This is a genomic window from Actinocrispum wychmicini (assembly GCF_004345645.1).
Lineage (GTDB): Bacteria > Actinomycetota > Actinomycetes > Mycobacteriales > Pseudonocardiaceae > Kibdelosporangium > Kibdelosporangium wychmicini.
On record NZ_SLWS01000006.1, the window covers coordinates 371,968 to 398,535 of the forward strand.

The following is a 26,568-nucleotide window of genomic DNA, read 5'->3' on the forward strand; positions in this document are numbered from 1 at the left end:
GCGCCCGTCACACGTGGCTATCACCAACCCCACCAAAACCACCGATACCCAGTTCGCTGGGTTCCTGCGCCCGGAGCTGTCCGCGCCGATCTTCGAAGAGGCGTACAAGGTCTCCGTCGTGCAGCAGCTTGTCCAGCAGGTGCCCCTGGGTATCAACGGCCAGGCCATCCCGGTCGTGACCGGCAAGATGAGCGCCGGCTGGGTCACCGAAGGCGGGCAGAAGCCCGCCAGCAACGCCGCCGTCGGGTTGAAGACCATCGAGCCCAAGAAGATCGCAGCCATCGCTGTGGTCTCCGCCGAGGTTGTCCGCGCCAACCCCGCGAACTACATGAACCTCTTGCGCCCGCAGATCGGGGAGGCGTTTGCGCTCGCGTTCGACGCGGCTGCACTGTATGACCGTGGCCCGGACGGCACTGCGGGTGGCGGCCCGTTCAGCACGTGGCTGTCCCAGACCACCAAGGCCGTGGACCTGGACAAGGAAGACCTCGCGGCGGCGAAGCCCCGCACCGTGCATTCCAACGTGGTCGCCGGCCTGCGGGTCCTGGTCGACCGTGGCAAGAAGCTCACCGGGTTCGCGTTGGACGACAGCACCGAGCCGCTGTTCTTGGACGCCACGGACAAGAACGGGCGTCCGATCTACATCGAGACCCCGTTGACCGAGACCACCCAGGCCGCCGCCCGGCCCGGCCGGTTGATCAACCGCCCCAGCTTCATGAACGAGCTGGTGGCCGAGCCGGTCCCCGCTACCGTTAACACCAAGTACACGGTGGCGTTCGGCGGCAACTGGCGTCAGGCCGCCTGGGGTGTGGTCGGCGGCATCTCCTACGACGTGTCCACCGAAGCCACCGTCACGATCAACGGCCAGCTCACCTCGCTGTGGGAGAAGAACCTGGTCGCGATCCGCGCCGAGGCCGAATACGGGTTCCTCGTCAACGACCCCGAGGCGTTCGTGAAGTACCAGTACACCACCCCGGCGGCCTGATGGCCGCCCGCGACCACTACCAGCCGCCGGAAACGGTCCGCGCCCTGCTGCCCAACGGCATCGAGGTCACCGTCTCCGCCGAGCAGGCCCGCCTCTGTCACTACCCGATCGTGTCCGAAACGGCCGACACCGAAGGCGAGCAGCCGGAGACCGATCCGCCGACTCCGGCTGACGTTCGTGCCTGGGCACAAGCCACCGGGATGGACTGCCCGGACAAGGGCCGGATTCCCGAACGCGTGACACAGGCGTACCGCGACGCCCACAGCAACTAACCAGGAAGGAACAGGGTGGCCTTCGCAGTCGCGAAAGACGTCCAGGACCGCCTGACCCGTGACCTGGACGAGAACGAGGCCCGGATCGTCACCACTCGCCTGGCCGACGCCGAGCTACTGATCACCGACAAGATCCCCGACCTCACCGATCGCGTCGCCACCGGGGTGCTCTCGAAAAAGACCGTGGTCATGGTCGAGTCCGACATGGTGCTGCGGCTGATCCGCAACCCCGAGGGCTACACCCAAGAGTCGGACGGGAACTACTCCTACATGATCTCCAGCCAGGTCGCCTCCGGGCGACTGGAGGTCACCGACACCGAATGGCACCTACTGGGCGTGCGGCGCGGCGCGTTCACCCTCACGCCCTACCAGCAACACCCTGTGCGGGAAACGGACACGTGGACATGAGCCTGCTCGACCGCGCCCACGAAGACATCCTCGTATTCCCCGAAGAGACCACAGTGGACTCCGACGGGAACATCATGACCCGCCCCTCACAGACCGGTATCCCCGCGCGGGCGGTGATTCAGATGCTGGCGCAGTCAGGGACTTCGGCGCGACGTTCGGAACAAGACAACGAAGGTTTCGAGTCCGAAGAGGTCTACCGACTGCGCTTCCCCCGATCCTTCCCCTATGTGTTGTCCGCGCAGGCGCGGATCGAGTGGCGCGGCCAGTACTGGGCCATCGTCGGCGAGGCCCGCCGCTACAACGGCTCCGCCCGCACCCGGCACATGGACTACACCATCCGCAGGACCTAACCATGGCTGAGCGGCGCTACAGCAACCGCACCATCAACAGCATCATCGCCCACCTCGATGGCGTGACTGACGCGGTACACCACCGAGGCACGATCATTCGTGTTCGGGCCGAGGCGTTGTTGGAGACACACCGCGACAGCGGGCACGCCGAGATCGACATCACCCGCCACCAGGTCGACACCTTGGTGTCGTTGGTGGACGAAGCCGCCCTCAGTATCGAGTTCGGGCACATCCACAACAAGACCGGCCGCTACGTCCACGGCCTGTACATCATCACCCGGGCCGCCCACTAGCCCAGGGAGGGAGGTATCAGGCTCATGGTGCAGCGCACCATGCCCCGCATCCAAGAAGTCCTTCTACCCGTCCTGAGGGCCGCCCTGCCCGGGGTGATGGTCATGTCCTGGATGCCAGACGTCGACCACCGCACCTTCCCCAGCCTGAACATCCGCCGTCTGGGCGGTCTGCCCCGGGACGTGCGCCGGCTGGACCTGCCGGTCATCGAGATGACCGCCTACACCCGAGACGGCCTGATCGCCTGCGAGAACCTGTATCTCGACGCCCGCACCGTCATCTGGGACATGGTCCACCAGCAAACCGTGACACCCCAAGGGTATCTGCACAGCTTCTACGAAACGATGGGACCAACCCAGTTCGATTCCCCGTGGGATGACACGTGGCGGGTGCAGGGCCTCATCCAACTCGGCCTCCGACCACCCCGAGGAGACACCAGCAGCTCATGACGATCAACGACAACGCTGTGTTGACCGCCAGTAGGGGCTTCATCTTCACCGCCCCCGCCGGCACCGCTGCCCCGACCGCGGCGGTGATCGACGCGTTCACGCCCACCACCACCCTGTCCGGCTGGATCAGCGTCGGGCACACCAGCGAGAAAGACCTACCGGAGTTCGGGTTCGACGGTGGCGGCAGCGAAGTCCGCGGCACCTGGGCCAACAAAGCCCTGCGATCGGTCGAGACCGAGACCCCCGTGGACTTCGTCAACTTCACCCTGCAACAGTTCGACAGCCACGCGTTGGAGCTGTACTACGGCGTACAGAACGCGTCCACCGAACCCGGTGTGTTCGCGGTCCGCCGCACCGCCACCAAAATGCCCAACCAGGCCCTATTGATCGTGGTCGTCGACGGACCCACGTCGATCGCGTTCTACGCCGGCAAAACCACCATCCGCCGCCAAGACGCCGTCGCGTTAGCCACCGACGAGTTCGGCAACCTGCCGGTTCGGGCCACGATCCTGGACGACGGCACCGCGGACCTGATCCGGTGGATCAGCTTGGACACCGGCATCAATCCAGTGCCACCAACTCAGGCGTGATAGCTGCTCCAAGACACTACAACGCCTCGTCTTCAGCAGAGCTATCGTCACCGATGTCCTCAACACTAGGCAGATCCTGGACCTGGCTATCCTCGATGCCGACCTGCGAAGATTCATCGACGGTGTCCGCAGGCGGGAGGTTGGCTCCCCGTTCCTTGAACGGAGCGGTCAGGATCGTGACGATTGCTGAGGCCAAGCCCTGGATCACGCTTACGACAAACTCAGCTAGGGCCTGGATGATGAGTTCACGGGGCGTGGAGGGATCTGCGCCCCGAAGTGCAACGTAAAGAAGTGCCACTAGCGTGGTGCAGACAATCAGAAGCGCCAACCAGTCCATGCATGGACAGTACTGGGCAGACTTCGACCTATAAGTCGACGCTACGCAGTTCGACAGGTCTTGTCAACCGCTTATCGTCCCAGCCGGGCACTCCAGCGAATACCGGATTTCGGCGGGGTGTCTTTTTGTCCTAATTGCACCTTCTTAGCTACACAAAACCGCAGGTCGCAACCGTTTGTGAAATGAATCACTATTCGACTTGGGTTTGATGATTTGATCAAGGAAAACTATTCACAGCGGAGATCACCAACGAAAGGTCCGCGTTGAAGTCGAACTTGTACAGCCTTGCCGATCTGCGAACAGACCTTGATCGCGAGTTCGCCCCGCTGGAACTGGACCTGGGGTCCGGTCGGGTGGTGTTGCGGAACTTGATGCGGATCAACGACAACGACCGCACCTGTGTGCTTCAGGCGTTGCAGCAGCTTGAAGACATCGACACCGACGAGAACGAGACCAACCTCAACGACGTCACCCTGCTGGCCGAGTCGGTCGAGTTCATCCTGCGGACCGTGACCGCTGATGGTCGCGGTGACGCCCTGATCACCGCGTTGGGTGGGGACATGCTGCTCGGGATGAAGATCATCGAGAAGTGGTCGGAGGCGACCCAGGCCCCGGAAGCGCCAGTCTCGCCGGCCTGATCGACAAGGCGGGCGAGGAAATCCTCGCTGATCTCCAGCACTACTACCAGGTCGACCTGCGGGACGTGCTCGTCGAGGGCTCCGGGCTGACTGCGCGGCGGGCCTTAGCGTTGGTGCGGCAGTTGCCGCCGGAGTCCGCGACCGCCGCCATGTTGCGCGGCGGCCCGGAGTTCCGGGGCTGGGGGCCGGACCGGTACCTGACCGCGCTGCTGATCGACGCGGTGCAAGCCAACACGTACGCGTTCATCGCCGCGAACTCGAAACGCAAACCCCCACCACCCCACCCGATCGAACGCCCCGATAACCGGCCGCAACGGCGTGGGGGTGGGTTCGCCGCGATGGCCGCCGATCGGATCGCCGCTGTAAGGCGCGCTAAGCAACAGGAAGGGCAGTAACCCGACATGACCGGTCCTCGGGCGCGGGTGGTCGACCGCGTCTCTGTGCGGGTATTGCCCGACACCAGCAAGTTCGCCGCCGAGCTGCGGGCGCAGTTGACCAGGATCACCCGGGGGATGGACGTCCGGATTCCGGTCAAGGTCGACACCAAGGGTGTGGCCGCTGCCGCGGCGAAGATCAAGGCCGAGTTGCCGCGCGATCCGTGGGACATCACGCCGAACTTCACCCTGGACCTCGGGCCGACCGAGCGCCTGATCGCCCGCATCATCACCGGCCTGCACGGGGCGACTGAGCAGGCTAAGCGGTTCGCTCAAGGCGGTAAGGAAGCCGCCGGACATCTGCTGACGGTGGCTAAGCGGTCGGTCAACATCCGTCAGCACTGGCGCGGTATCGGCGCCGGGATCACCAGCGCGGCCGGTCGGCTACGGGACGTCAAGGCCGACGGGTTTTACCGCAACTTCCTGCGGGTCGGGGACGCCATTGCGGGCGCCACCTCGAAACTGTTCCGGTTCGCCGCTGCCGCTGGCCACGCCCTCGGCCGGTTGGGCAGCGGCGCGGCGACCGGCGCCAAGAACGCGCTCGCCGGGATCGCCGCCGCCATCGGCAAGGTGACCTCCGCGCTGGGCAACCTCGGCCGGACCGGGCTCATCGCCCTCGCGGTGTTCGGCTTAGCCGCGCCAGCCGTCGGTGCGATCGCCACCCTCCTGGCTGGGTTGCCGTCGCTGGGGGCGGCGGCCGGCGCCGGGTTCGCCGCGGTCGCGTTGGGGATGGACGGCATCAAGAAAGCCGCCTCCCAGCTCCGCCCGCAAGTCGACAGCCTCAAAGCCTCACTATCCGCAACCTTCCAAAAGGGCTTGACCCCGGTCTTCAAGGAACTCGGCGCGGTGTTTCCCGTGCTGGACAAAGGCTTAACCACCGTCGCGGGCGGCCTGATCGTGATGGCCAAAAGCTTCACCGACGTGGTGACCTCCACACAGGGCCTCACCCAAATCCAGTCCATCCTGAACAACACCGGCAAGTTCTTCCGCGACCTCGCCCCGATGGTCCGCGATGGCACCAGCGCGTTCCTCACCCTCGCCGACGCCGGTGCGAAACAGTTCGGGCTGCTCGCGGGGGTACTCAACACCTTCGCCGCGGACTTCCGCGCTGCGGTCGAACGGGTTACGTCGGATGGCAGCTTCGCGTCCGGCATGCAGGGCCTGGCCGCTGTCGTGGGCTCGGTCCTGGCCCTGTTCGTCCGACTGTTCGAGGCCGGCGTGCGGGTGATGGGCCAGGTCGGCGGCCCGATCGCCACCCTGATCACCTCACTCGGTGACGCGCTGATCGCCCTCATGCCCGCCTTGGTGTCGATCACCACCCTGTTCGCGACCGTGCTGACAGTGGCGCTGGACGCGCTCACCCCGATGATCGAAGCACTCACCCCGTCCTTCCAACAGCTCGCCGACGCGGTGGGCACCCTGCTGGTCGGGGCGATCGAGGCGGTCCGGCCGGTGCTGGTGCCGCTCGCCCACACCCTCGGCCCGCTCCTGGTGGCCGCGGTCCAAGCGGTGACACCGGTACTGGTCGCCTTGGCGCGGATTCTCACCGACCTCCTGGTGATGGCGCTGAAAGCAGTCCAGCCGATCCTGCCACCCCTGATCGAGTTCCTGACCCAGCTGGGTCAGCTTATCGGCAAGTTCCTCCTGGACGCGTTCACCAAACTCCAGCCGTTGCTCCAACTGTTCTTTGACTTCCTGGCCCAGTTGTTCACCGCCCTGCAACCCCTGCTGCCCGCGTTGACCCAACTCGCCACGCAAGTGCTGCAGGGGCTACTGGACATCCTCACCCCGCTGCTGCCGCCCTTGATGCAACTGGCCCAGCTGGTGTTCCCCGCGATCATCAGCATCGTCCAGGCCGTGATACCGGTGATCACCCAGGTCCTGTCCGTGCTGGGCGAACTGATCCCCGCGGTGGTCAAGATCGCCGAAGTACTCGTCCCGATCTTCCAAGGGATCTTCGACATCGTCCAACGCGTCTGGCCGGGCATCAAGGACATCATCGAGGGCGCGATGCACGCGATCAAAGGCGTGATCGACCTGGTGATGGGCATCATCACCGGGGACTGGTCGCGCGCCTGGGACGGCATCAAATCGATTCTGTCCGGCGCCTGGGAGTTGCTTAAGGGTGGGGTGAAGCTAGGGATTGACGCGGTTGTGGCGTTGTTTGTTGATCTGCCGGGCGCGATCCTGCGCGCCTTGGGCGACCTCGGGGGCCTGCTGCTGGAAGCCGGCAAGGCGATCCTGCAAGGACTCTGGGACGGCATCAAATGGGTCTGGAACAAGGTCATGGACTTCTTCAGCAGCATCGGCAGCTGGATCGCTGACCACAAAGGACCCCTGTCCTACGACAAGCGGCTGTTGATCCCTGCCGGTAAGGCCATCATGCAGGGCCTCGCTGACGGGCTGTCGGACGGGTTCGACGACGTGCAACGCCTCGTGTCCGGCATGAGCGGACAGCTGGCCGGGTCGTTCACCACAAGCAGCCGGTGGGGCGCTGACTGGGCACACGGCATCGAAGACAGCATGCCCCCGGCGCTCCGTGCGCTGGACAAGGTCGCGTCCACCGGGTCGATCTCAGCCCAATGGCAGGCCCAGATCAACAACGACCCCCAATTCGGCGACATCGGCGACCGCGTGGCCGCCGCCTTAGCCGGCTGGAGCGTCCAGCTCGACGGCACCGGCCTGGCCCGCCTGGTGAACAAGTCCAACCTGAGGAAAGCGAGACGAGGCTAGGTGAGTACGTGGTATCTCGGCCCAGACGGCGACCTGCGCGCCCTGCCGGTGCCGGAACGCGACCCCAGCATGGACGTGGTCCGCTACGGCGGCATCCACCAGGCCCTGTCCGGCGCGCGAACCATGGACGTCACCGGCCACCGCACCGAATACAGCTTCGCCTACCGGCTGCTGGACGCCGAGGAGTACGCCTGGCTGGAAGCCCTGGCATCCAGCCACATCCCCGGCCCCCTGAGGTTGCTCACCCCGTTCAAACGCAACCGGCTCACTGCCCAAGCCGCCTCACTAATCCCGGCTAGTGGTGGGTCGGTGGGGGCCAGTCTGCCGGGCTTGTGGAACTGGGAACCCGACTGGCCGGCTACCGCGCCCGGCGCGCGGTCCCTGCGCTGGACCTCCTACCCAGCCGGCGCCGTGCTCCGGCTGGATGCCGACCGGCGATGCCCCGTCCTGCCAGACGAATCGATCACCGCGTCCCTCTACGCCCGCACCGATACCGGCACGGTGGCCGTGGAACTCACCACGACCGCCTACGACCGGACAGGCACCATCCTGGGGGACAACAGCCACGACGACACCGTGCCCACCGACTGGTACCGCATGGCGTTCTCCTGGACGCCCCCACCCGGCACAGCCACCGTCGACGTCACGCTCACCATCCCTACCGGGCCGGTGCCGATCCGGCTGGCCGCCGCCCAACTCGAACCCGGTGACGTGGCCACCGACTGGCAGCACGGCGGAGGGGCACCACGCGTACTGATCGACCAACTCACCACCACCTCCCCGCGATTTCCGCTAGTGGACTGCACCTTGACCTTATTGGAGGCTTAGCACCCGTGTTCCTCGACGGTGGCGACCCGGCCGAGGCCGCGATCACCAGCCGGGAACGGCACTTCCACATCCGCATCGAAGTCGACTGGGACAAAGACGGCCGCTACACCCACCCCCTGTCCAACCTCTCCGCCTACGTCTCAACCGTGACCACGGATCGCAGCCTGCGCGGATCAGCCCCCGAAGAACTGATGCTGATCGAAGGCGCCAGCGCCGCCGAACTCACGCTCACCCTGGCCGGCGAGTATCAAGGATTGTCGTTCACCGGGGTGTTCTCCCCGTACAACGGCTTGTCCCCGTTCTACCTGAAAGACCCCATCGGGGCCGAGATCCGCTATTCGATCGGCATCGAGACCGCCACAGGAACCGTGTGGTACCAGCAGTTCATCGGCAACATCCGCACCATCACCCCCGACCGCGCCGACGCCACCGTGGAGATCACCGCCCTCGATCGGGTGGAGAAGCTCCGCCGGCCGATCCAGCTGCCGCCGTGGGCGATGAGCGAAGAACACCTGTCCTACGGCGAGATCGACTCCCAGCTGATCCGATCGCACTGGGTGATCGATCACTGTCTGCGGCTGTGCGACACGTCGGTCTCCCCGTACCGGCCCACCTACCGGGAAGAAACCGGGCTCCCGCCGGACTGGGTGGAAGGACCCCAGTTCTTCCTCACCGGCAACGGCTCCTACCTGCCCACAGTGGGTTGGCTGGACAACCTCAACGCCGACAGCTTCCCCGCCGGGACCGACACCATGTACAGCCCGACCGGGCTGATCAACGGCAACGCCCCACCCGACACGGCCCGGCCGCTCGCGTTCGCCGGGCTCGGGATGCCGATCGGGCAACTCTACGGCGACGGTAGCCAGCAGGGCATCATCCGCTACTGGTGCGCCGACCGCGACGGCATCCAGTCCTACGCCACGCACTACGCCGGATTCGTGCTGAACACCAACGGCCCCAACGCGCGAGCCTACCGGTCGATCGCCGAACACAACGCCCTGGAGATCGTGGTCGGCGACCGCATCTGGCTGGTCATCACCATCAACACCGGCAGCGTGCGCGCCCGGGTCATCAGCAACGGCGCCACCGCCCTGGTCACCCCCTGGATCCCCATCCCGGTCGACAACCGGCCCGGTCACCTGATCTTCGTCCAGTGGGACAACTCCGGCACCACCGGTGGCCGGATCTACATCTCTGCCAGTGAGAACAGCAACGGCGGACTCGTCTCCTACGGCGGCCCGGTCAGCAACCCGGCCCGCGACGACATCAAAGGCCGGATCACCATCGGCCAAGCGCTGAGCCTGTCCGACGTGTTCTACGCCAGCCGCAACTACTACGGCGCCGGGATCAACCGGGCCGAAGCCGTCCGCGGCGCCGCCTACGTCGCCGTGCTGGACCAGGGTGTGAACCGGTTCTCCCACGTGCCCAACCACCAGTTCCGGGACGCCTGGGACATCATCACCGACATCGCCGCCGCCGAGTACGGCAGCGTGTTCTGGGACGAACAAGGCGTCTTCCGGTTCTACAACTACCGCACCATCCAGGCTAAGCAAGCCAGCATCGTACGGACGCTGACCTTGGACGATGTGGAGGGCCTTCAGGTCACCAACAGCTTGGACTCAGTCCGCAACATCTACACCGTCCAAGCCCGACGCAAACGCGCCATCCTGACCAGGGTGTTCGAGGCGACCGACCCGAACGAGTTCTACGTTCCGGGCCGGACCTCGAAGGTGTTCCGGATCTGGAGCGAAGACGTCCTGTCCCCGATCACGTTCCTCGTGCCCAGGTACACCACCATCCCGGACACTGTTGTTCCGCAATGGACAGACGGTGTGGACCTCGGGTTCGTCGCCCAATGGTTCAAACAAGGAGCCTGGAAGGAAGACAACACCATGGCCGGCGGCGGCCTGGACATCTCTGTCTACTTCAACGCCCTGGGCTACCTCACCGTGCGGATCGGAAACGGGTGGGACGAGCCCGCCCGGCTGGCCACCAACGGCGGACAGGCCGCGTTCCGGTTCAACGGCACGAGGATTCACGACTTCGACACCGTCCCGATGCAGACCCGCGACCAGGCATCGATCAACGCCTACGGCGCCCGCAACCTCGAACTCACGGGGGACTGGTACCAGGACTCCACGACCGCCAGTCAGATGCTGGCGATGATGCTGCGCCGCACCAGCAAACCCATCCCCGCCACCGACGCCATCACCATCGCCGGAGACCCGCGCTTACAGCTAGCCGACTGCGTCCAGGTCCGCGACCCGGACGGGCTCGGCGAGACCATCAACCTCCAGATCTACGGCATCCGCCGCGAGTTCAACAACGACCGCGGCCTGACCGACACCCTCACCGTCGAAATGCTCAAACCACCCGGCGTCGGGCAATGGGACAGCAGACAGTACGGACGGTGGGACACCACCTTCACCTGGAGCTAACAGCTTATGGTCAACGTGCCCATGACCGACGCGGTGTTCAGCCAACCCGCCTCCTCGCTGGAATACAACAAGGTCACCGCCAACGTCCGCGACCTCGACACCCGTACCAGAACCGTGGAAGCCGCCACCACCAACAGCACCACCGGCAACGCCGCCTTGAGCAACCGACTGGCCACAGTGGAAACCAAAGCCACCACCCTGGACATCCGGACCACGGACACCACCTCCGGCAACGCCGCCCTCAACACCCGACTCGGCACGGTAGAGACCAACCTCGGCAGCCGCGGCAGCAGCAACCCCGCCTACGCCGAGATCACCGCCCTGAAGACCCAGGTCGCAGCATTCGCTAAGCCCACCACGGCATCCGACACCGCCCTCTACGGCGACGTCATCAACTCCCGCCCTCGCGGCGACTGCTGGTGGGCCGAACCCATCAGCAACGGCACCCTCACCGTCCAAGCCACCCGCTCACCCAAAACCTTCACCGCCACCGACCTCAGGTTCTGCGTCCCCACAGCAGCAGGCGGGACCGGAACCTTCGACCTCAAGCTCTACACCGGCACCACGCTCACCGGCCTCACCGAACGCGCCGCCATCAACGGCGCCGGGTTTGTCACTGCGGCTGGCATGAAGCACCAGGCGATCAACCTCGCGATCAGCGAAGGCGACTACATCGCCATCGCGATCCTGTGCACCGGGTTCAGCCCCAGCCCGAAGTTCTCATCCACCGCCACCAGCAGCGGCGCACAACTGCTGATCAGTGAGACCAACGCCTACTCGGTGTTCAAAAGCGGCCAAGCCGCACCGATCCCCAACACGATCAACACCTCGGACGCGTCCTGGAGCCGCGCGAACCAACAGTTCTGGTTCGCCGTCGCCTAGGTGAATAACACACCAGGCGATGATAACGGTACAACCGTCATCGTGCTACGTGAGCGCTATGGTCTCAGCAATCCGCTCCTAGGAGCGGCCTTACGTATGCTTCTTGAACCCAGTGTCCTTCGCTCAACCTGCGGTAACCGTTTACCACGTCCTTCTCCGCAGGAATCTCAGCGTCACGCCGGAGCGAGCCGATTCTCTCCGATTGAGCGCTCGGCTCCGTTCTGACCACCAGGACGTCGGCCGCAACTATCACACGACAGGTCCGATCGGGCGGCGGCGTCGATGTGGATAGCTCAGGAGGTGCGGGGCCAGCCGGTGGTGTATCGCCAGGTCCGAGCTTGCGCCATTCCGTGTGAATATCCGAGTAGTCCCCGAAGTCGAACGTTAGTATGCCGTCGGACGGAAGGCGCAGCATCAAAGCGTAAGTATACGTGTTGCAGTTTGCATCGAAACGGAATGCCTTGCTTTCAGCAGGATGGACTTGGCCGGCACACTTCTTCCACTTTCCGTCCTGGTATATATTTGTTTCTGTCGTACCATTCGGATATACCTTTAGATCTCCCCAATGACCGCTTCCGAGATCTGTCCGTTCCCAGTTGCCGATCAGCGGAGAGAGCGGATTTGACGTCCACGCGACTATGGCGACTCCTAGCCCTATAACGAGAGCCGCCACTGCGCTGATGATTAGCAGCTTTCTGCGAAATGGCCACGGCTTGGAGACTCGCCGACCATGGTAGTTCACGCCACCGTAGATAGTTCCGGCTTGAATAACCTGTTCGACCCGGCCGCTGGCAATGCGATTGTGGATCTCTGGAGCTGCCCCATCGTTGCTATCGCCGTTCGAAGCATTGCTCATGACGTCCCCGTCGCATACATGTGTGGTCAAGAGGATATTATAGGCGACGATGCAAGTGTGGCCGCTACCCCTTCCGGGTAACGACTGTGCTGAGCAGATGAGATGCGGTCTTATCAGCTCTTGCGCTGATCTGGCGAGGCTGGCGGCCATAAACCTAGCCAGCGATTCCGTCTCCTTTTGTGGCCTGATAGATCGTCGCTCCGGATCTCAGTCCACATGTTCCACATCTCTCCATTTGCCACCGCTCTAGTCGTCCAACTGGTGACAAAACGAGACCACGCAGCTTTGTGCTGCTCTAATAATCTGGAGAAACCCTTGGCCACAAGCCAAAACGGATGGCCCGCATCACCCAACCCCAGCTCCATCGACATCGCCGCGTTCAGCGTCGCCGGTATCCCGTTCCCTGGAGGCGTCAAGTCCGGAGACGTGGCAACGGTGCTCGGCTACGTCGCCGAGCAGTTCCACAACCGGGTCGAACAGCTGATCACGCCGGGCTGCTGGGGCTACAACTACCGGCCCATCTCCGGCGGCAACTCCCTGTCCAACCACAGTTCCGGCACGGCGATCGATTTATCCGCGCCCCGGCATCCCCTGGGCCAGCGCGGTACGTTCTCCGGCGCCCAGGTCGCCGAGATCCACCGCATCCTCGCCGAAGTCGACAACACGGTCCGCTGGGGCGGCGACTACACCGGCCGGGTCGACGAGATGCACATGGAGATCAACACCGACCCTGGTCGAGTCGCCACGGTCGCGGCCCGTATCCGGGGAGGCGGTGATGGCCCCACCCCTCAGCCCCCCGGCCCCGGACACCACCGGACCCTCTCCCGAGGCTCCACCGGGGCCGACGTCGCACTCGTCCAGCGCTACCTCGGCATCGCCGCCGACGGCATCTTCGGACCAGCCACTGACGCCGCCGTCCGCACCTACCAACACAACCAGGGACTCACCGCGGACGGAATCGTCGGCCCTGCTACTTGGGCTCGTATCGACTCCGGCCTTGGCCATCCCGGTACTGATCCTGGCAGCGATCCTGCGCCTACGCGCCCGACGCTCCGCAAGGGCAGCACCGGACCAGCTGTCCGCGAACTGCAAACCCGGCTTAACACCAGCTACCCGGCCTACTCCCACCTCGTCGCGGACGGAGACTTCGGACCCGCCACCGAGCAGGTTGTCCGGGAGTTCCAACGCCGCGCCGGCCTCACTGTCGACGGCATCGTCGGCCCCCACACCTGGGCCCGCGTCGGGTTCTGACCGAGGCGGCCACAACCCCATCTTATCGAAAGGAATACCCAGCTTGTTCTCTGCTGCCTACCTCAAGGACCTCGCCGAACGCGCGCTTAGCTCGTTCGCCGGAGGCGTCCTGACCGTCCTCGGAGGCGACGCCGTCAACGTCTGGAACGTCGACTACAAGATGGCGCTCGGCGTCGGCATCGGCGCCGCTCTGGTGTCCGCGCTTAAGGGCCTGGCCGCTAAGGGTGTCGGTGACTCCGACACCGCCGCGTTCCTCAGCGCCCGGCGCGACTGACCCTGAACACCACCAAGCCCCTCACCGGATCGCCTCCGGTGAGGGCATTTCGTATTTTCAAGAACTAGACCGAAAGCAACCCGCCTCAGGTGTACTATGCGCAGAAGTGAAAAGCGATCATGAGTGTCGCGGAGATGCATAGTGGCAGACGATCAAGATGAGAGCGATCGCGGTCAGGCGAGGAACGATACCGGACCTTATGTTCCGCGCGCCCACGATGAGCGGTTGGCGGCGCTACTGAGTCAGGTCCTGGCGAATATGTCTGACGCCGAGCATTATCGAATCGTACGAAAAATGCTAGAGAGCGTAACTCGCCCCGGCGCTGAGCAGCTACACGTTGACTTTCAAGGCAATAATTACGACTTCTTTATTGGAAGTCGAGGGGACGATTCAGCGACCGTTTGGTTTCGCGACAAGAGCGCACTGATGGCCTTTGCTTTGTCTGTTGCGAGGCAAACTCCCTCGCATGCAGCAACACCCCCTCCAGATAAAGTAGCTCACCGTGTTGTGAAACTTAAATGGCTTCGCCGCTTACTGCTCGGTGAACGTGCCCAGTATTCGCGGGCCATTGTTGAATCACATCCGGGGGAGTCGATTGACAATGCAACCACAGACGTCAACACAATCCTCAACTACCTAGGCCCGCCGCCCGAACCGATAGGCCGCAGGTCGGGCGAGTCTAACCCCCTTCCGGCAGGTGTGTCATGACAGCGCCCAAACAACGCAAGAACACCTCCTGGGAGGACCTCACTCCATGGGATAAGGCTGCGGAGTGGTACTCGGTTGCTCCAGAGATTGCGGAACAAGTAATGGCGCTCGCGAAGCGTCATGCTGAGCATCAATGGGCGATGGACCAAAAGCGCGCTGAGCATGAACAGCGGATGGACGTTCGAGTCTGGGTGACTCAGCTTGCCGCGCTCGCCATTGGCCTAATCAACGTCCTGGTTCTGGCTATTGTCGCATGGCATTACGCCGACACGGGGAACGTTGTTCCCGGGCTGACCGTGTTCGGAGCAGGCGCAGGTCTGACCGCAGGTGCATACGGCGTCGGTAAGATGCTAGGAAATCGGGCCGCCAGTAAGAAGGGCAGCGCTCAAACGTAGTCTGTGATATTGACTGCCCGAACACCACGAGCCCCTCATCGAACCCTCCAGTGAGGTGCTTTTGTACGTTCGGGCCGTTGGCATGCAACGCCTCAATGGCACCGAAACTATTGCGCCGCCTTGGCCAGTCGTTCTTTGACATCTTCGGGAACTTGAACTTCCCAAACATCTTTGTCGTGGATGACGAACCGGACTCCAGCATCGACGAGGAGTTTCCGCCGGGCCACAATATCCTCACTCGTCTCGCGCCAGGCTTGGGCGTACGTTTCCCCGGTCAGACAGTACTCCCATCCCGCCGCTCGTTGTGGCAATGCTCCAAGGGAAGCCTTCGAGTTTACAAGCGACTGCATTCGCTCAAAGTAACGCTTCTCGTCCTCCTCGGTTCTAATGAATCCCAGGTCACTCTCGCGCTCAAGTCGAGCAATACTAGCCTTAACTTTGTTCAACTCCTCAGTGTGATCCTCGCCCGGCACAAATGTTCTTTGCAGAACTGGAAGATCGCCACAGAGGGTCAGGAACTCTTGTTCCAAGATCGATTCAACGTCCTCCGACTTCATTCCGACCAACGGACATGGGCGTGGGCGGCGCGCGCACCGATAGTAACGATACACATTCTCCACACCGTCCCGCTTCCGCGTCCTCGTAGTGACAAAATGCGTTGCACTAGAACCACACTTCCCGCAGTAGCTAACACCTAGAAGAGGATTCGCGCCATGTATACGGTTCGGTTCCCCTCGGCGCCTTTCCGCGACCGCCTCCTGAATCCTTACCCAAGTGTGATCGTCGAAAGTTGGTTCAGCAATCTGCAACGGCATACCGTTAGACCCAATGACCGGCTGCTCGCCACTCATCTTAATGCCCTGAGTTGCCGGGGACGTAAGAAATTTGATAGTATCACTTACATTCCACTCTGTCCCCCTCCGGTCGTCAGGGTTCCTGTGCCGATCCACATTGGTGACATACCGCTGACCAGTCAACCAGACGGTAATACCGTTGAAGCTATCTTTCTTAGCCTCATTACTCGGCCCGATTGTCCATGCTGTCAGGTCGACATCATCAGCCCCCAACAGCCGGCAAGCCGCAAGAAAAATCATCCGCTTCCGGTCCACATCGGTCGTGATCGCCTTGCCTTTACCCGACGGATGAGCGACTATTTTGAAGCCTTCAGGCGCTGGGCCACCTGGCCAACGATCCATTTCCCGCAGGATTGAATGCGCATTCAAAGCACGTGTCTTGTGTTGGGTTAGCTCCCATTTCGCGAACATGCTCCCGATCAGCAAGAACATCTCGGCGAGCATGCGCGCCATAGGATCAGCGTCGGGCCGATAGTCCAGAACGATCCCCTGCTCCGCCAAAACCATTATCTTCTGGTTCTTCGCGCACCAATCGGCAAGGGCAATGGCGTCACGGGGGTCGCGAAACCCCCTATCCAGGTTCGACCAGACAATCATGTCCCATTCGTGGCCGCGCTCCTCCATGTTCAGCCAGTCTTTGAGGTCCGGCCTGTCGAACGGGCTGACCTGCGCCGAGACATCCAGGTCTTCAAACGTGTCGACGACCGTCGCACCCAGGGATGTGGCCTTCTGGTAACCGATTTCCTTCTGCGCCAAGTGCGACACCTTGGCAGAGGACTTGTGGCGTCGGTTCTCCCGCTTGACTGACACACGCGACCCGACGATCGCACGTAACCCCAGTTCGCTCATAGTTGTAAGTCTACCGGAAGTGGTTCGCCCATACCCATGAACACGATGTTCGACAGCCGCCCGGGGCCGCCGGACAGTTCGCCGTCCCGCATCGCCGCAGCGGCGAGCCGGACCTGGTCCACGATCTCCGCCGTGGACATGTTCCGCCGCAGCCCGCCCTGGCCGGTCGCACAGAACGGGCAGGCCATGCCGCAGCCCGCCTGGCTGGACACGCACAGCGTGGTCCGGTCCGGGTAGCGCATCAGGACACTTTCGACCAGGGTCCCGTCGTGGGCACGCCAGAGGGTCTTGCGGGTCGTTCCGTCGTCACACTGGACGTGCCGGACGACCTGCAGCAGGGGCGGCAGCAGCGAGGCCGCGAGGCGGTCGCGAGTCTCCGCCGGGATGTCCGTCATCGCGGCCGGGTCGGCCGTGAGCCTGGTGAAGTAGTGGTTGGACAGCTGGTTGGCGCGGAACGGTTTCTCACCGAGTTCCGCGACAGCCGCCCGGCGCTCGGCGACGGACAGGTCAGCGAGGTGGCGCGGCGGCAGGCCGCGCTTGGGTGCGTCGAACACGAGCGGAAGCGAAGTCATAACCTGCCTAGTGTCCCACGTCTGGAAAGTTCACCCGTCGGAGAACGCGCCGCCCGAACGACGGTAAGGACATGACGGAACCACGGGCCCGCTCGGACCCCGCCTTCGACCTCCTCGGCCTGTACGAGGAGGCGTTGCCCGAGGTCTACGGGTACCTGGTGGCCCGGTGCGGGAGCCGTGAGCTCGCCGAGGAGCTGACCTCGGAAACGTTCCTCGGCGCGGTCAGCGCGTGCCGCCGCCCGGACGGCGCGAACGTGAGCGTGCCCTGGCTGATCGGTGTCGCGCGGCACAAGCTCGCCGACCACTGGCGCCGCCTGGAACGCGAAGAGCGTGGGCTGCGGCTGATCCACGAGCCGGAGTCGAGCGACCCGTGGAACGAGGAGGTCGACGCGTTGGTCGCCCGGCAGGTGCTGGACAAGCTGGGCGCCCACCATCGGGCGGCGTTGACCTTGCGCTACGTCGACGGACTGAGGGTGTCCGACGTCGCGCGACACCTGGGCCGGACCGTGCACGCCACCGAGGCGTTGCTGGTCCGCGCCCGAACGGCGTTCCGCAAGGCGTACCCCGCGAAGGAGGGCAGTGATGACTGATCCACTCGACGCCCTCCGCCGGCCGGTAGAGCCGGTCACACCGGACCCGCGGTTCGCGGCCGAACTGCGCGACAAGCTGCGTCGCGCGATCCTGACGGGAGAGGACATGACCACCATCACTGCCGCCGAACTGCGGTTGCACACGATGACGCCGTACCTGGCGGTGACCGACGCACGCGCCGCCCTCGACTTCTACGTCGACGTGTTCGGCGCCGTCCGACGGTCGGACCCGATCGTGATGGCCGACGGCCGCATCGGGCACGCCGAGCTGGCCATCGGCGACTCGGTCCTGATGCTCGCCGACGAGTACCCCGAGATCAGGCACGTCCCGGGCGGCTCGATCCGGATCGAGGTCCAGGACGCCCAGGCGGTCGTGGACCGGGCCGTGGCGCGGGGCGCCGACCTGATCAGCCCGGTCGCCCGCACGCAGTACAACCACGGCGGCACGATCCGCGACCCGTACGGCAACCGCTGGCTCGTCGCGCAGGCTCCGCCCCGGGCGGAGCCGCCGGCCAAGCACGGCGAGGTCGGGTACTACACGTTCAACGTGCCGGACCCGGACGCCGCCAAGGAGTTCTACGGCGCCGTGCTGGGCTGGGAGTTCACGCCCGGCCGGCTCGAGGGCAACTGGCACGTCCAGGGCAGCGGCCTGATGGGTGGCGTGTCCGGCACGGGCGGTCAGCAGGGCTGGAAGGTGATGTTCGCCGTCGACGACCTGCCCGAGGCGATGGCGTCGGTGCGCACCCACGGCGGCCAGGTCGGCGCGCCCGAGGACCACCCGTACGGTAGGACCGTGGACTGCGTCGACAACCAGGGCTTCGAGTTCTGGCTGTGGCAACAGACCTGAGTAGGTTGCGGCCGGCTCGCCCACGGTGTTGTGTGAGCCGGTCATTCACCTACCAGGAGGGCAAGACGTGCTGAGACTGGTTCGGTTGGCCGTGGTGACGGGTGTGGCGGCGGGGACGGTGCTGGTCGGTGGCACCGCCATGGCCGACACACCGCCGAAGACCACCCACGGCCCCTGCAAGTACACCGCGACACCGGATGACCCCGCGGTACGTCCCGTGCCGCTGCCGCCGGACCCACGCCACACCCCGGACCGGGGCACGGTGCGCGTGGACGTCCGCACCAACCAGGGCCGGATCCCGCTGACCCTCGACCGGGCCAAGGCGCCCTGCACTGTGCAGAGCTTCATCCACCTGGCCGAGCACGGGTTCTACAACAAGACCATCTGCCACCGCCTGACCACCTACCCCACGCTCAAGGTCCTGCAGTGCGGCGACCCGAGCGGCACGGGTGAAGGCGGACCGGGCTACAAGTACAAGGACGAGCTGCCCGTCGGCCTGCCCCCGGCGCCGACCGACCCGACCGGCGAGCGGAAGGTGTACGCGCGCGGCGTGCTGGCGATGGCCAACGCCGGCCCGGCCACCAACGGAAGCCAGTTCTTCCTGGTGTACTCGAACTCCGCACTGCGTCCCAACTACACGATCTTCGGCACGGTCGGCGACACCGGACTGTCCACACTGGACAAGGTGGCGGCCGGCGGCGTGGCCCCACCGGACACCACCGACGGAAAGCCCGCACTCCCCGTCGACATCCGCCGGGTCACCGCTTTCTGCTGGTAACGGGTTCACAAGGTCCGCCCAACGAGTGAATCCCGTGCGAAGGGCCCACTCGCACGGGATTCACCCCCACAGATCCCAGTCCCCACCCACATCACCGATAGACTGGCCTGGGGCCGTCCCCCCGGTGAGGGTGGGGGCGAGCCGTTTACAAAGGACGGCGGACGGTGGGTTCCTGGTCGAGTGGGCTGACCGAGAACGTCTGGGCCGGGGCGGTCACGTTCGCCCAGCGTTGCACGGCCTTCGTCGCCGCGTCACGTTCCGCCGGGACCAGGGCGGCGATGTTCGCGCCGTGGTTGGCTCCTGGGGCGATGTACTTGTAGGAGTCGTGGTGGCTGGGGAAGAACGGTTCGGCGCCCCACGGGTCGTCGGAGCCGTAGACGAACAGCATCTGGCTGGACTGGGTGCGGACCCAGAAGTCCACGTCCAGCATGGGGAACGGGTTGTGCCGGGAGCGTAGGTCGGGCGGCAGGTTGGAGTTGGCCGCGTAGAACTGCCGTGGCGGGTAGTGGGTGAGGCCGCGCAAGTAGTCGAAGCGGGGGGACGGCCAGCCCAGTTGGGTGGCGGCCTGGTAGTAGTACGGCTCGAACGGCAGGACGCCCTGGTCGGTGTAAAAGGACCAGTCGTCGATCTGGTTGATGAAGTCGTAGATCGCCTGGGTGGACGCGGTCTTCGCGGGCACGGTCGGGCAGTCGGACTGGTGGGAGTACTGCCAGAACGCCCATTCGGTGTCCAGGACGGTCATTTCGAAGGCCTTGTCGACGTTGCCGAGGACCTGGGTGAACGTCCGTCCGTTGGCCGCGGCCCATGCGGCGTACATCGGTACCAGTTCCGACCGCCGACGCAACGCCTCGGCCTGCACGTCTTCCAGCGCCTGTCGGCAGGAGGCGTCGCCGACCGATGCGAAGAACCGGTCGTACGCGCTGTCTTCGTTGTTGATCACATCGTTGGGGGCGACGTACGCGACCGAGCCGTCGATGTCACGCGGGTAGAACCGGCGGTGGTAGACCGTGGCCATGCCGCCCTTGCTGGCGCCGGTGGAGATCCACTTGCCGTGGTAGATCTTCCGCATCGCCTGGATCAGCGTGTGGTGGTCGGTGGCGGCCTGCCAGATGTCCAGGTCGTGCCAGTTCGCCGGGTCCGGCCGGGACGGCAGGAAGAACCGCTGTTCGGTGGAGATCTGGTTGCCGTCGATCAACCGCGTGGGCTCGGACCGGAACGGCGCCGTCGACACGTTGTACCCGCTGGTGTGCAGGACCATCGGCCGGTCGACCGACTTGTGCAGCAGTTGGAACCGCTGCTGGAAGGTGGGGCCGTTCGGGTGTCTGTGGTCGACGGGCTGGGTGAAGCTGAGGACGAAGAACCGGTAGCCGGCGGGCGGTGTCGGCGACTCGGAGATCACGGTCAGGCCGGGCACCTGCTTGAGTTGGGCGAGAATGTCGCCCTCCGCCTGGGCGGGCACCGCGCCCAGCCCGACCGTCAACACCAACGCCAAGCCCGCGACCAGGGCTTGCCTGATTCGATGGAACACGCCGACTCTCCTCCCGCTGCGAGACATGCGAGTCTGGCGCACTCCCGTGCCGCCCGGTAGCTACGGAAGTTTCATGGCGTTGCGAGCGCTTCCGTGGGCGCGAGCCGACTGGCCCGGATCGCCGGGTACAGGCCGGCGATCACACCGATCACCGAAGTCGCCAGCACGCCGCCACCGGACGCCCAGGCGGGCACGACCGAGGGCCAGTCCTGGTACGCCGCATAGGACATCGTCACCACGACCCCGAGCAGCACCCCGCCGAGCCCGCCCAACGCGGACAGCAGCAGCGACTCGGCCAGGAACTGCGCGCGGACCTGGCCGCGGGTGGCGCCGAGGGATCGCCGCAGGCCGATCTCGGCCCGTCGTTCGAGCACCGAGATGACCATGGTGTTGGCCACGCCGACGCCGCCGACGAGCAACGCCACCGCGCCCAGTCCCAGCAGCAGGCCGTTGAGGGTCTGGTCGGTCGCCTGCTTGGCCGCGAGGGCGTCCGACGGCCGCGACACCGAGACCTCGTTGGGGTTCTCCGGGTTCGCGGTCGCCGCGAGCACGGACTGCACGGCCGACACGGAGTCCTCGCGGGCGCGCGTGTAAACCGTTGTGGCGTACCCGTCGAAGCCGAGCTGCTGTTCGGCCAACGGCCAGCCGACCAGGGCGGCCGTGTCCAGCTCGGGCGCGAGCGGCACGGGGTTCAGCACGCCGACGACCGTGAACCACTGGCCGCCGAGGTAGATCCGCTGCTCAGGGCCGGCGGCCCCGACGCCGAGCCGGTCCGCGGTCGTGCGGCCCAGTACGACGGCTGGATAGCGGTCATTGGCCGCGTTCAGGAACGCGCCGCTGGCGACGGTCGCGCCGACCGTGCCCGGCAGGTCCGTGCGGGACGCGAGGACGGCGATCCCGCCGGACTGGCCGGTCGGGACGCGATCGTTGCGGTACACCTTGGCGTTCATCACCTTCCCGGTCGCCGTGGTGGACGTGACCGGGCCGATCCGGCCGATCATGCCGATGGCCTCGTCCGGCAGGTGGGTGGGCTGGCCGAACAGGCTCTGTCCTGGGCCGACGGTCAGCAGGTTCGTGCCCAGCGCGGCCAGTTGGCGGTCCAGGTCGGCCCGGCTGGACGTGGAGATCCCGACCACAGCGATCATCGCGGCGATCCCGATGGCGATGCCCAGTGCCGACAGGAACACGCGCAACGGCCGGGCCCGCAGGCCCGCCACGCCGACACGCAGGACGTCCCGGGCGCTCAGCCGGGACGGACGCAGCCGCTCAGCCATGGGTGATCCGCCCGTCCCGCATGTGCACCTGCCGTGGCAGGTCCGCAGCGATGTCCCTGTCGTGCGTGATGATCACGACCGTCGTCCCGGCCGCGTGCAGTTCACGCAGCAACGCGATCACCCCGGTGCCCGACCGGGTGTCGAGGTTGCCGGTCGGCTCGTCGGCCAGCAGCAACGGCGGCTCCCCCACCACGGCCCGTGCGATGGCGACCCGCTGCCGTTCACCGCCGGACATCTCGTGCGGCCGGTGCTCCAGCCGGTGCTCCAGGCCGACCCGGGCCAACGCCGCCTTCGCCCGCCGACGCCGTTCCCGCAGGGCGACTCCGGCGTACAGCAGCCCGTCGGCCACATTGTCCACTGCGGACACACCGGCGGCGAGGTGGAACTGTTGGAACACGAACCCGAGCGCACGGGCCCGCAACGCGGACAGTTCCTTGTCGGACAACGAATGCACGTCGTATCCGTCGACGTGGACCGACCCGGTGGTCGGCCGGTCCAGGGTGCCGATCATGTTCAGCATGGTCGACTTCCCCGACCCGGACGGCCCGACGATCCCGACCAATTCGCCGCGCCCGATGCCCAGCGTCACACCTTGCAGTGCAGATACCCCACCAGAGTATTCACGGCTCACGCCACGCAGCTCCACGACTGGGTTCACCGCGGCACCCCCACGACGATCCCCACGCTGACGCCCGTCCCGCTGATCTCGACCTGGCCGTTCGCGAACATCCCGGTCTTGACCTGGACGTAATGTGTGCCCGACCCGTCGACAACCTGCACTCCGTACCCGCCCTCGGCGAGCGCGACCAGGGCACCGACGGGCACCGCGAACACGTTCTCCCGCTTGTCGGACACCAAAGTTATGTCCACGGGCGCCGCGTCCAGCTTGCCCGCGGCGGCCTGGTCGGCGAGCGCGACGACGACCTGGATGGTCGACGTCGGCGACTGCCCCTGTTGCGCGGGCTTCGCTGTGGCGACACTGCCGACCGACGTCACCGTGCCAGCCACGTTCTTGCCGTCCGGAAGGGTGACGGTCGCCGTGACACCCTGGCTGACCAGGTGCTGCTTCGCCACGTCCAGGTCCACGGTGACCGTCCGGGTGGTGCCCGTGTACGTGAGCACCTGCCCGTTCGCCGGGCCGCCGACCTGCGCCTTCAGCTCCACGACACGCGCGTCACCCGGCACGACGGCGACGTCGGCCGGCTGGACGACACCGGTCTCGTCCCGGCCGAGGTCCTTCTGCCACTTCCGCACTGCGGTCGCCGTCGACGAGGTGAAGTCGTCGTCGACGGTGAAACCGGTGTAGCCCAACGCCTTCAGGTTCTCCTCGAGTTCCCGGACGTCGTTGCCCGTGGTGCCCGACTTCAACGCGCGGTACGGCGGAACCGACCCGTACAGCGTCGGCACCGGGTGATCGTCCACCGAGTACATGGTCTTGCCGCGGGTCACTATGTCACCGGCCGCAGGCAGCCACGTCACCGTGCCCGAACCGGACCGCAGTACCGGGGTGGATGTGCCGTACCCCAAGGTCCCGGACACTTTCTCGGTGCTGGTGAGCGTGGTCTGCGTGACTTTCGCGGTGCCCGGCGGCAGACCGGCGGCCGGTGGCGGCGCCGGCTCGCTCCCGCCGAGACCGAACGCCGCCACACCCCCGGCGCCCACCACGACGACCGCCGCGGCGACTCCGATCGCCAACCGTGCTTGTCGTGAGGTCGCTCGTTTGGATGTCACTGTCCGGGCCGTCCCGGGATCTTGTCCTTGCACGCCTTGAACGCCTTCTGGACCGCCGGGTTGTCGCGGTCGATGTTCTTCATCTGGTCAAGGCCGAGCGACGGGCTGTTCGGGTCCGGGTCCGGCACGTCCATACCGTGGTCGCGCAGGCACTGGGTGAACCCGCGCAACTGGTCCAGCATCTTCGAGTCTATTTTGGACAAGTCGCCGCCGTACGGCAGGAACTTCTGGCACGCCTCGGCGGCCGTCTTGAACGCCTGGCTGTCCCGGTCGATCTTGGCGAGGTCGCCCATCTGGCCGTTCGGGTCGGGGTCGGGGATGTCCACGCCGTGGTCACGCATGCACTGCGCATACTGCCTGCCGTCGCCGGACTGGGACGCGCTTGCCGACGTGCTCGCCACCGACGCGCCGCCGGCCGACGCGACACCGTCCGCCGGTTTGTCCGAGCCGCACGCGGTGACCAACACGAGGACTGCGCCTAGAGCTAGGAGGATTCGCATGGCGGCAGTCGACCAGCCGGCCGATAACCCGGGCATAACCTCAGGCGTTTACGCGCGGGTTATGGCCAGGTCGTCGATGATGGACACCGTGCGTGTACTTGTGGTCGAAGACGAGCCGATCATGGCGGACGCGATCGCCGAATGGCTCCGCCGGGAGACGTTCGCGGTCGATGTCGTACTGGACGGTGACGCCGCGTTGGAACGCTTGGCCGTCAACGACTATGACGTGTTGGTGCTCGACAGGGACATCCCTGTGGTGCACGGCGACGATGTGTGCCGTGCGGTCGTCGAGTCCGGCGCGGCCACGCGTGTGCTGATGTTGACGGCCGCGTCCGCGGTACGGGATCGCGTGCAGGGGCTGAGCCTCGGCGCGGACGACTACCTGTCCAAGCCCTTCGCGTTCGCCGAACTGTCCGCGCGCGTGCACGCCCTGGTGCGCAGGGCCCGTCCCGCGGCACCGCCCGTGCTGGAGCGTGCCGGGCTGCGGATCGATCCGGCGCGCCGGGAGGTCAGCCGGGACGGGCACTGGATCCTGTTGGCCAACAAGGAGTTCGCGCTGTTGACCGAGCTGGTGCTGGCCGGGGGCGCGGTAGTGTCGGCCGAGCAGCTGCTGGAGAAGGTCTGGGACGAGCACATCGACCCGTTCACCAACGTCCTGCGGGTGACCATGATGAAGCTGCGCCGCAAGCTCGGCGACCCCCCGATCGTGGAGACGGTCGCCGGCGTCGGATACCGCATCCGATGAGGGGCCGGACCATCCGGGCCCGGCTCACCGCGATCTACGGCGGCCTGTTCTTCCTGGCCGGCGCGGTGCTGATGGCCCTGACGTACCTGCTGGTCTGGCAGATCCTGAACCGCAGCATGCCGAAGATGCCGGACCCCCAGGCACTGCAGACCATGCTGGCCAGGCTGAAGATCACGTTCGGCGGCAACCAGGAGCAGGTCGACACCCTGTACAACGTCATCCGTGACGCCCAGGAGCAGCAACGTTCCGACGTGCTGAACGGGCTGTTGGTACAGGGTGCGGTCGCGTTGGTGGGGGTCGGCGCCGTCGCCGTGGCGCTCGGATGGCTGCTGGCCGGACGCGCGCTGCGGCCCGTCCACCAGGTCACCGAGACCGCGAAACGGATCGCGGGTTCCGGGCGTGGCCTGCACGAACGCATCGATCTCGGTGGCCAACGCAACGAGATGACCGAGTTGGCCACCACGTTCAACGCCATGCTCGAACGGCTCGACAACTCGTTCGACGGCCAGACCCGGTTCATCGCCAACGCGTCCCACGAGATGCGCACGCCGCTCGCGGTCAAACGGGCCCTGATCGAGGTCACCATCAGCCGCCCGGACACGTCCACCGACGCCAAACGGCTCGGCGAGTCGCTGCTGGAGGTCAACGCGCGGCACGAGCGGCTGATCGACGGCCTGCTCACGCTGGCCGACAGCGAGAACGAGCTGACCGAGCACAGCGAGGTCGACCTCGCCGACATCGCCGAGAACGTGCTCGACCAGCTGGCCGGGCCCGCGCGGGACGCCGGTGTGGAGGTCCGCGCCGCCACCCTCGGGCCGTCGCCCGTGGTCGGTGACCCGGTCCTGCTGGAACGGCTGACCCAGAACCTGGTGGAGAACGCGATCCGGCACAACCGTCCGTCCGGCTGGCTCTCGGTGCGCACCGGCCTGGGCACGTTGACCGTCAGCAACACCGGCCCGGTCGTGCGGGTCTACGAGGTCGAAACCCTGTTCCAGCCGTTCCGCCGGCTGGACCGGGAGCGGGTGGCCGGCGAACGCGGGTTCGGCCTCGGCCTGTCCATCGCCCGCGCGGTGAGCCGGGCCCACGGTGGCGACATCACCGCCGTTCCTCGTCCCGACGGGGGTCTGGAGGTGACCGTCACACTGCCTTCGGGATAGATCTCGATACATGAAGGTTGCATCGCG

Annotated in this window: 28 protein-coding genes and 1 pseudogene; 21 read left to right on the top strand and 8 right to left on the bottom strand. The window is 65.7% G+C overall.

What is annotated here, in order from left to right; genetic code table 11:
* Positions 1-13: 13 nt before the first annotated feature.
* The 7 genes from EV192_RS27930 (at position 14) to EV192_RS27960 (ending at position 3,342) form a co-directional block, all read left to right on the top strand.
* The gene (locus tag EV192_RS27930) at positions 14-982 is read left to right on the top strand and encodes a phage major capsid protein (protein WP_207926264.1); all 969 of its coding nucleotides are present in this window, start codon (positions 14-16) and stop codon (positions 980-982) included.
* Positions 982-1,254, top strand: coding sequence for an Lsr2 family DNA-binding protein (locus EV192_RS27935; protein ID WP_132120534.1), 273 nt, complete (start codon positions 982-984; stop codon positions 1,252-1,254). The genes EV192_RS27930 and EV192_RS27935 overlap by 1 nt, the downstream gene beginning before the upstream one ends.
* A gap of 15 nt (positions 1,255-1,269) precedes the next feature.
* Positions 1,270-1,662, top strand: a complete 393-nt coding sequence (locus tag EV192_RS27940) for a Gp19/Gp15/Gp42 family protein (protein WP_132120536.1) — start codon at positions 1,270-1,272, stop codon at positions 1,660-1,662.
* The gene (locus EV192_RS27945) at positions 1,659-2,012 is read left to right on the top strand and encodes a hypothetical protein (protein ID WP_132120538.1); all 354 of its coding nucleotides are present in this window, start codon (positions 1,659-1,661) and stop codon (positions 2,010-2,012) included. Before EV192_RS27940 ends, EV192_RS27945 begins: the two co-directional genes overlap by 4 nt.
* A 2-nt stretch (positions 2,013-2,014) precedes the next feature.
* Entirely contained in the window at positions 2,015-2,305 is a 291-nt protein-coding gene (locus tag EV192_RS27950) for a DUF5403 family protein (protein ID WP_132120540.1), read from the top strand.
* Positions 2,306-2,407: 102 nt separating this feature from the next.
* Entirely contained in the window at positions 2,408-2,752 is a 345-nt protein-coding gene (locus tag EV192_RS27955) for a hypothetical protein (RefSeq protein WP_207926265.1), read from the top strand.
* Positions 2,749-3,342, top strand: coding sequence for a phage tail tube protein (locus tag EV192_RS27960; protein WP_132120544.1), 594 nt, complete (start codon positions 2,749-2,751; stop codon positions 3,340-3,342). Before EV192_RS27955 ends, EV192_RS27960 begins: the two co-directional genes overlap by 4 nt.
* Positions 3,343-3,358: 16 nt before the next feature.
* On the opposite strand, the gene EV192_RS27965 is transcribed toward EV192_RS27960, so the two are convergent.
* Positions 3,359-3,679, bottom strand: coding sequence for a hypothetical protein (locus EV192_RS27965; protein WP_132120546.1), 321 nt, complete (start codon positions 3,677-3,679; stop codon positions 3,359-3,361).
* Between the two features lie 263 nt (positions 3,680-3,942).
* On the opposite strand from EV192_RS27965, the gene EV192_RS27970 reads away from it, so the two are divergent.
* The 9 genes from EV192_RS27970 to EV192_RS28010 all read left to right on the top strand — a co-directional run bounded on the left by EV192_RS27970 (position 3,943) and on the right by EV192_RS28010 (position 15,116).
* Positions 3,943-4,317, top strand: coding sequence for a phage tail assembly protein (locus tag EV192_RS27970; RefSeq protein ID WP_132120548.1), 375 nt, complete (start codon positions 3,943-3,945; stop codon positions 4,315-4,317).
* Positions 4,269-4,712: a D site-binding protein gene (locus EV192_RS27975; protein ID WP_132120550.1), complete on the top strand. Its 444-nt coding sequence runs from the start codon at positions 4,269-4,271 to the stop codon at positions 4,710-4,712. Before EV192_RS27970 ends, EV192_RS27975 begins: the two co-directional genes overlap by 49 nt.
* A 6-nt stretch (positions 4,713-4,718) precedes the next feature.
* Positions 4,719-7,484 carry a phage tail protein gene (locus EV192_RS27980; RefSeq protein WP_132120552.1) on the top strand — a complete coding sequence of 922 codons (2,766 nt, stop codon included), beginning with the start codon at positions 4,719-4,721 and terminating at the stop codon, positions 7,482-7,484.
* Entirely contained in the window at positions 7,485-8,312 is an 828-nt protein-coding gene (locus EV192_RS27985; RefSeq protein WP_132120554.1) for a hypothetical protein, read from the top strand.
* Positions 8,313-8,317: 5 nt separating this feature from the next.
* Positions 8,318-10,750 (top strand): hypothetical protein, encoded by a 2,433-nt coding sequence (locus EV192_RS27990; RefSeq protein ID WP_132120556.1) that lies wholly within the window; start codon positions 8,318-8,320, stop codon positions 10,748-10,750.
* Between the two features lie 21 nt (positions 10,751-10,771).
* A complete protein-coding gene (locus EV192_RS54085; RefSeq protein WP_165960640.1) occupies positions 10,772-11,632 on the top strand; it encodes a hypothetical protein in 861 nt (286 codons plus the stop codon).
* 1,171 nt (positions 11,633-12,803) lie between these two features.
* The gene (locus tag EV192_RS28000) at positions 12,804-13,739 is read left to right on the top strand and encodes a peptidoglycan-binding protein (RefSeq protein ID WP_165960641.1); all 936 of its coding nucleotides are present in this window, start codon (positions 12,804-12,806) and stop codon (positions 13,737-13,739) included.
* Between the two features lie 43 nt (positions 13,740-13,782).
* Positions 13,783-14,013: a holin gene (locus EV192_RS54090; protein ID WP_165960642.1), complete on the top strand. Its 231-nt coding sequence runs from the start codon at positions 13,783-13,785 to the stop codon at positions 14,011-14,013.
* 704 nt (positions 14,014-14,717) lie between these two features.
* Positions 14,718-15,116 carry a hypothetical protein gene (locus EV192_RS28010; protein WP_132120562.1) on the top strand — a complete coding sequence of 133 codons (399 nt, stop codon included), beginning with the start codon at positions 14,718-14,720 and terminating at the stop codon, positions 15,114-15,116.
* 107 nt (positions 15,117-15,223) lie between these two features.
* On the opposite strand, the gene EV192_RS28015 is transcribed toward EV192_RS28010, so the two are convergent.
* Positions 15,224-16,819 carry a recombinase family protein gene (locus EV192_RS28015; protein ID WP_132120564.1) on the bottom strand — a complete coding sequence of 532 codons (1,596 nt, stop codon included), beginning with the start codon at positions 16,817-16,819 and terminating at the stop codon, positions 15,224-15,226.
* A 17-nt stretch (positions 16,820-16,836) separates the two neighbouring features.
* A pseudogene (locus EV192_RS28020) lies at positions 16,837-17,391 on the bottom strand (dual-specificity RNA methyltransferase RlmN); the annotation flags it as partial.
* Positions 17,392-17,462: 71 nt separating this feature from the next.
* Here EV192_RS28020 and EV192_RS28025 point away from each other — a divergent pair.
* The 3 genes from EV192_RS28025 (at position 17,463) to EV192_RS28035 (ending at position 19,606) form a co-directional block, all read left to right on the top strand.
* Positions 17,463-17,981 carry an RNA polymerase sigma factor gene (locus EV192_RS28025; protein WP_132120566.1) on the top strand — a complete coding sequence of 173 codons (519 nt, stop codon included), beginning with the start codon at positions 17,463-17,465 and terminating at the stop codon, positions 17,979-17,981.
* Positions 17,974-18,828, top strand: a complete 855-nt coding sequence (locus EV192_RS28030) for a VOC family protein (protein ID WP_132120568.1) — start codon at positions 17,974-17,976, stop codon at positions 18,826-18,828. Before EV192_RS28025 ends, EV192_RS28030 begins: the two co-directional genes overlap by 8 nt.
* A 70-nt stretch (positions 18,829-18,898) precedes the next feature.
* A complete protein-coding gene (locus EV192_RS28035) occupies positions 18,899-19,606 on the top strand; it encodes a peptidylprolyl isomerase (protein WP_424923398.1) in 708 nt (235 codons plus the stop codon).
* A 145-nt stretch (positions 19,607-19,751) separates the two neighbouring features.
* On the opposite strand, the gene EV192_RS28040 is transcribed toward EV192_RS28035, so the two are convergent.
* The 5 genes from EV192_RS28040 to EV192_RS28060 all read right to left on the bottom strand — a co-directional run bounded on the left by EV192_RS28040 (position 19,752) and on the right by EV192_RS28060 (position 24,639).
* Positions 19,752-21,134, bottom strand: a complete 1,383-nt coding sequence (locus EV192_RS28040) for a S28 family serine protease (RefSeq protein ID WP_132120570.1) — start codon at positions 21,132-21,134, stop codon at positions 19,752-19,754.
* Positions 21,135-21,205: 71 nt separating this feature from the next.
* Entirely contained in the window at positions 21,206-22,408 is a 1,203-nt protein-coding gene (locus tag EV192_RS28045) for an ABC transporter permease (RefSeq protein ID WP_132120572.1), read from the bottom strand.
* The gene (locus tag EV192_RS28050) at positions 22,401-23,066 is read right to left on the bottom strand and encodes an ABC transporter ATP-binding protein (protein WP_132120574.1); all 666 of its coding nucleotides are present in this window, start codon (positions 23,064-23,066) and stop codon (positions 22,401-22,403) included. Before EV192_RS28050 ends, EV192_RS28045 begins: the two co-directional genes overlap by 8 nt.
* Positions 23,063-24,103 carry a peptidoglycan-binding domain-containing protein gene (locus EV192_RS28055; protein WP_132120576.1) on the bottom strand — a complete coding sequence of 347 codons (1,041 nt, stop codon included), beginning with the start codon at positions 24,101-24,103 and terminating at the stop codon, positions 23,063-23,065. Before EV192_RS28055 ends, EV192_RS28050 begins: the two co-directional genes overlap by 4 nt.
* Before the next feature lie 32 nt (positions 24,104-24,135).
* Positions 24,136-24,639 carry a hypothetical protein gene (locus EV192_RS28060; protein ID WP_132120578.1) on the bottom strand — a complete coding sequence of 168 codons (504 nt, stop codon included), beginning with the start codon at positions 24,637-24,639 and terminating at the stop codon, positions 24,136-24,138.
* A gap of 88 nt (positions 24,640-24,727) precedes the next feature.
* Here EV192_RS28060 and EV192_RS28065 point away from each other — a divergent pair, with 88 nt between their 5' ends.
* Together EV192_RS28065 and EV192_RS28070 are read left to right on the top strand one after the other, a co-directional pair.
* Positions 24,728-25,384, top strand: a complete 657-nt coding sequence (locus tag EV192_RS28065; protein WP_207926266.1) for a response regulator transcription factor — start codon at positions 24,728-24,730, stop codon at positions 25,382-25,384.
* Entirely contained in the window at positions 25,381-26,541 is a 1,161-nt protein-coding gene (locus tag EV192_RS28070) for a sensor histidine kinase (protein WP_132120582.1), read from the top strand. Before EV192_RS28065 ends, EV192_RS28070 begins: the two co-directional genes overlap by 4 nt.
* Positions 26,542-26,568 lie beyond the last annotated feature (27 nt).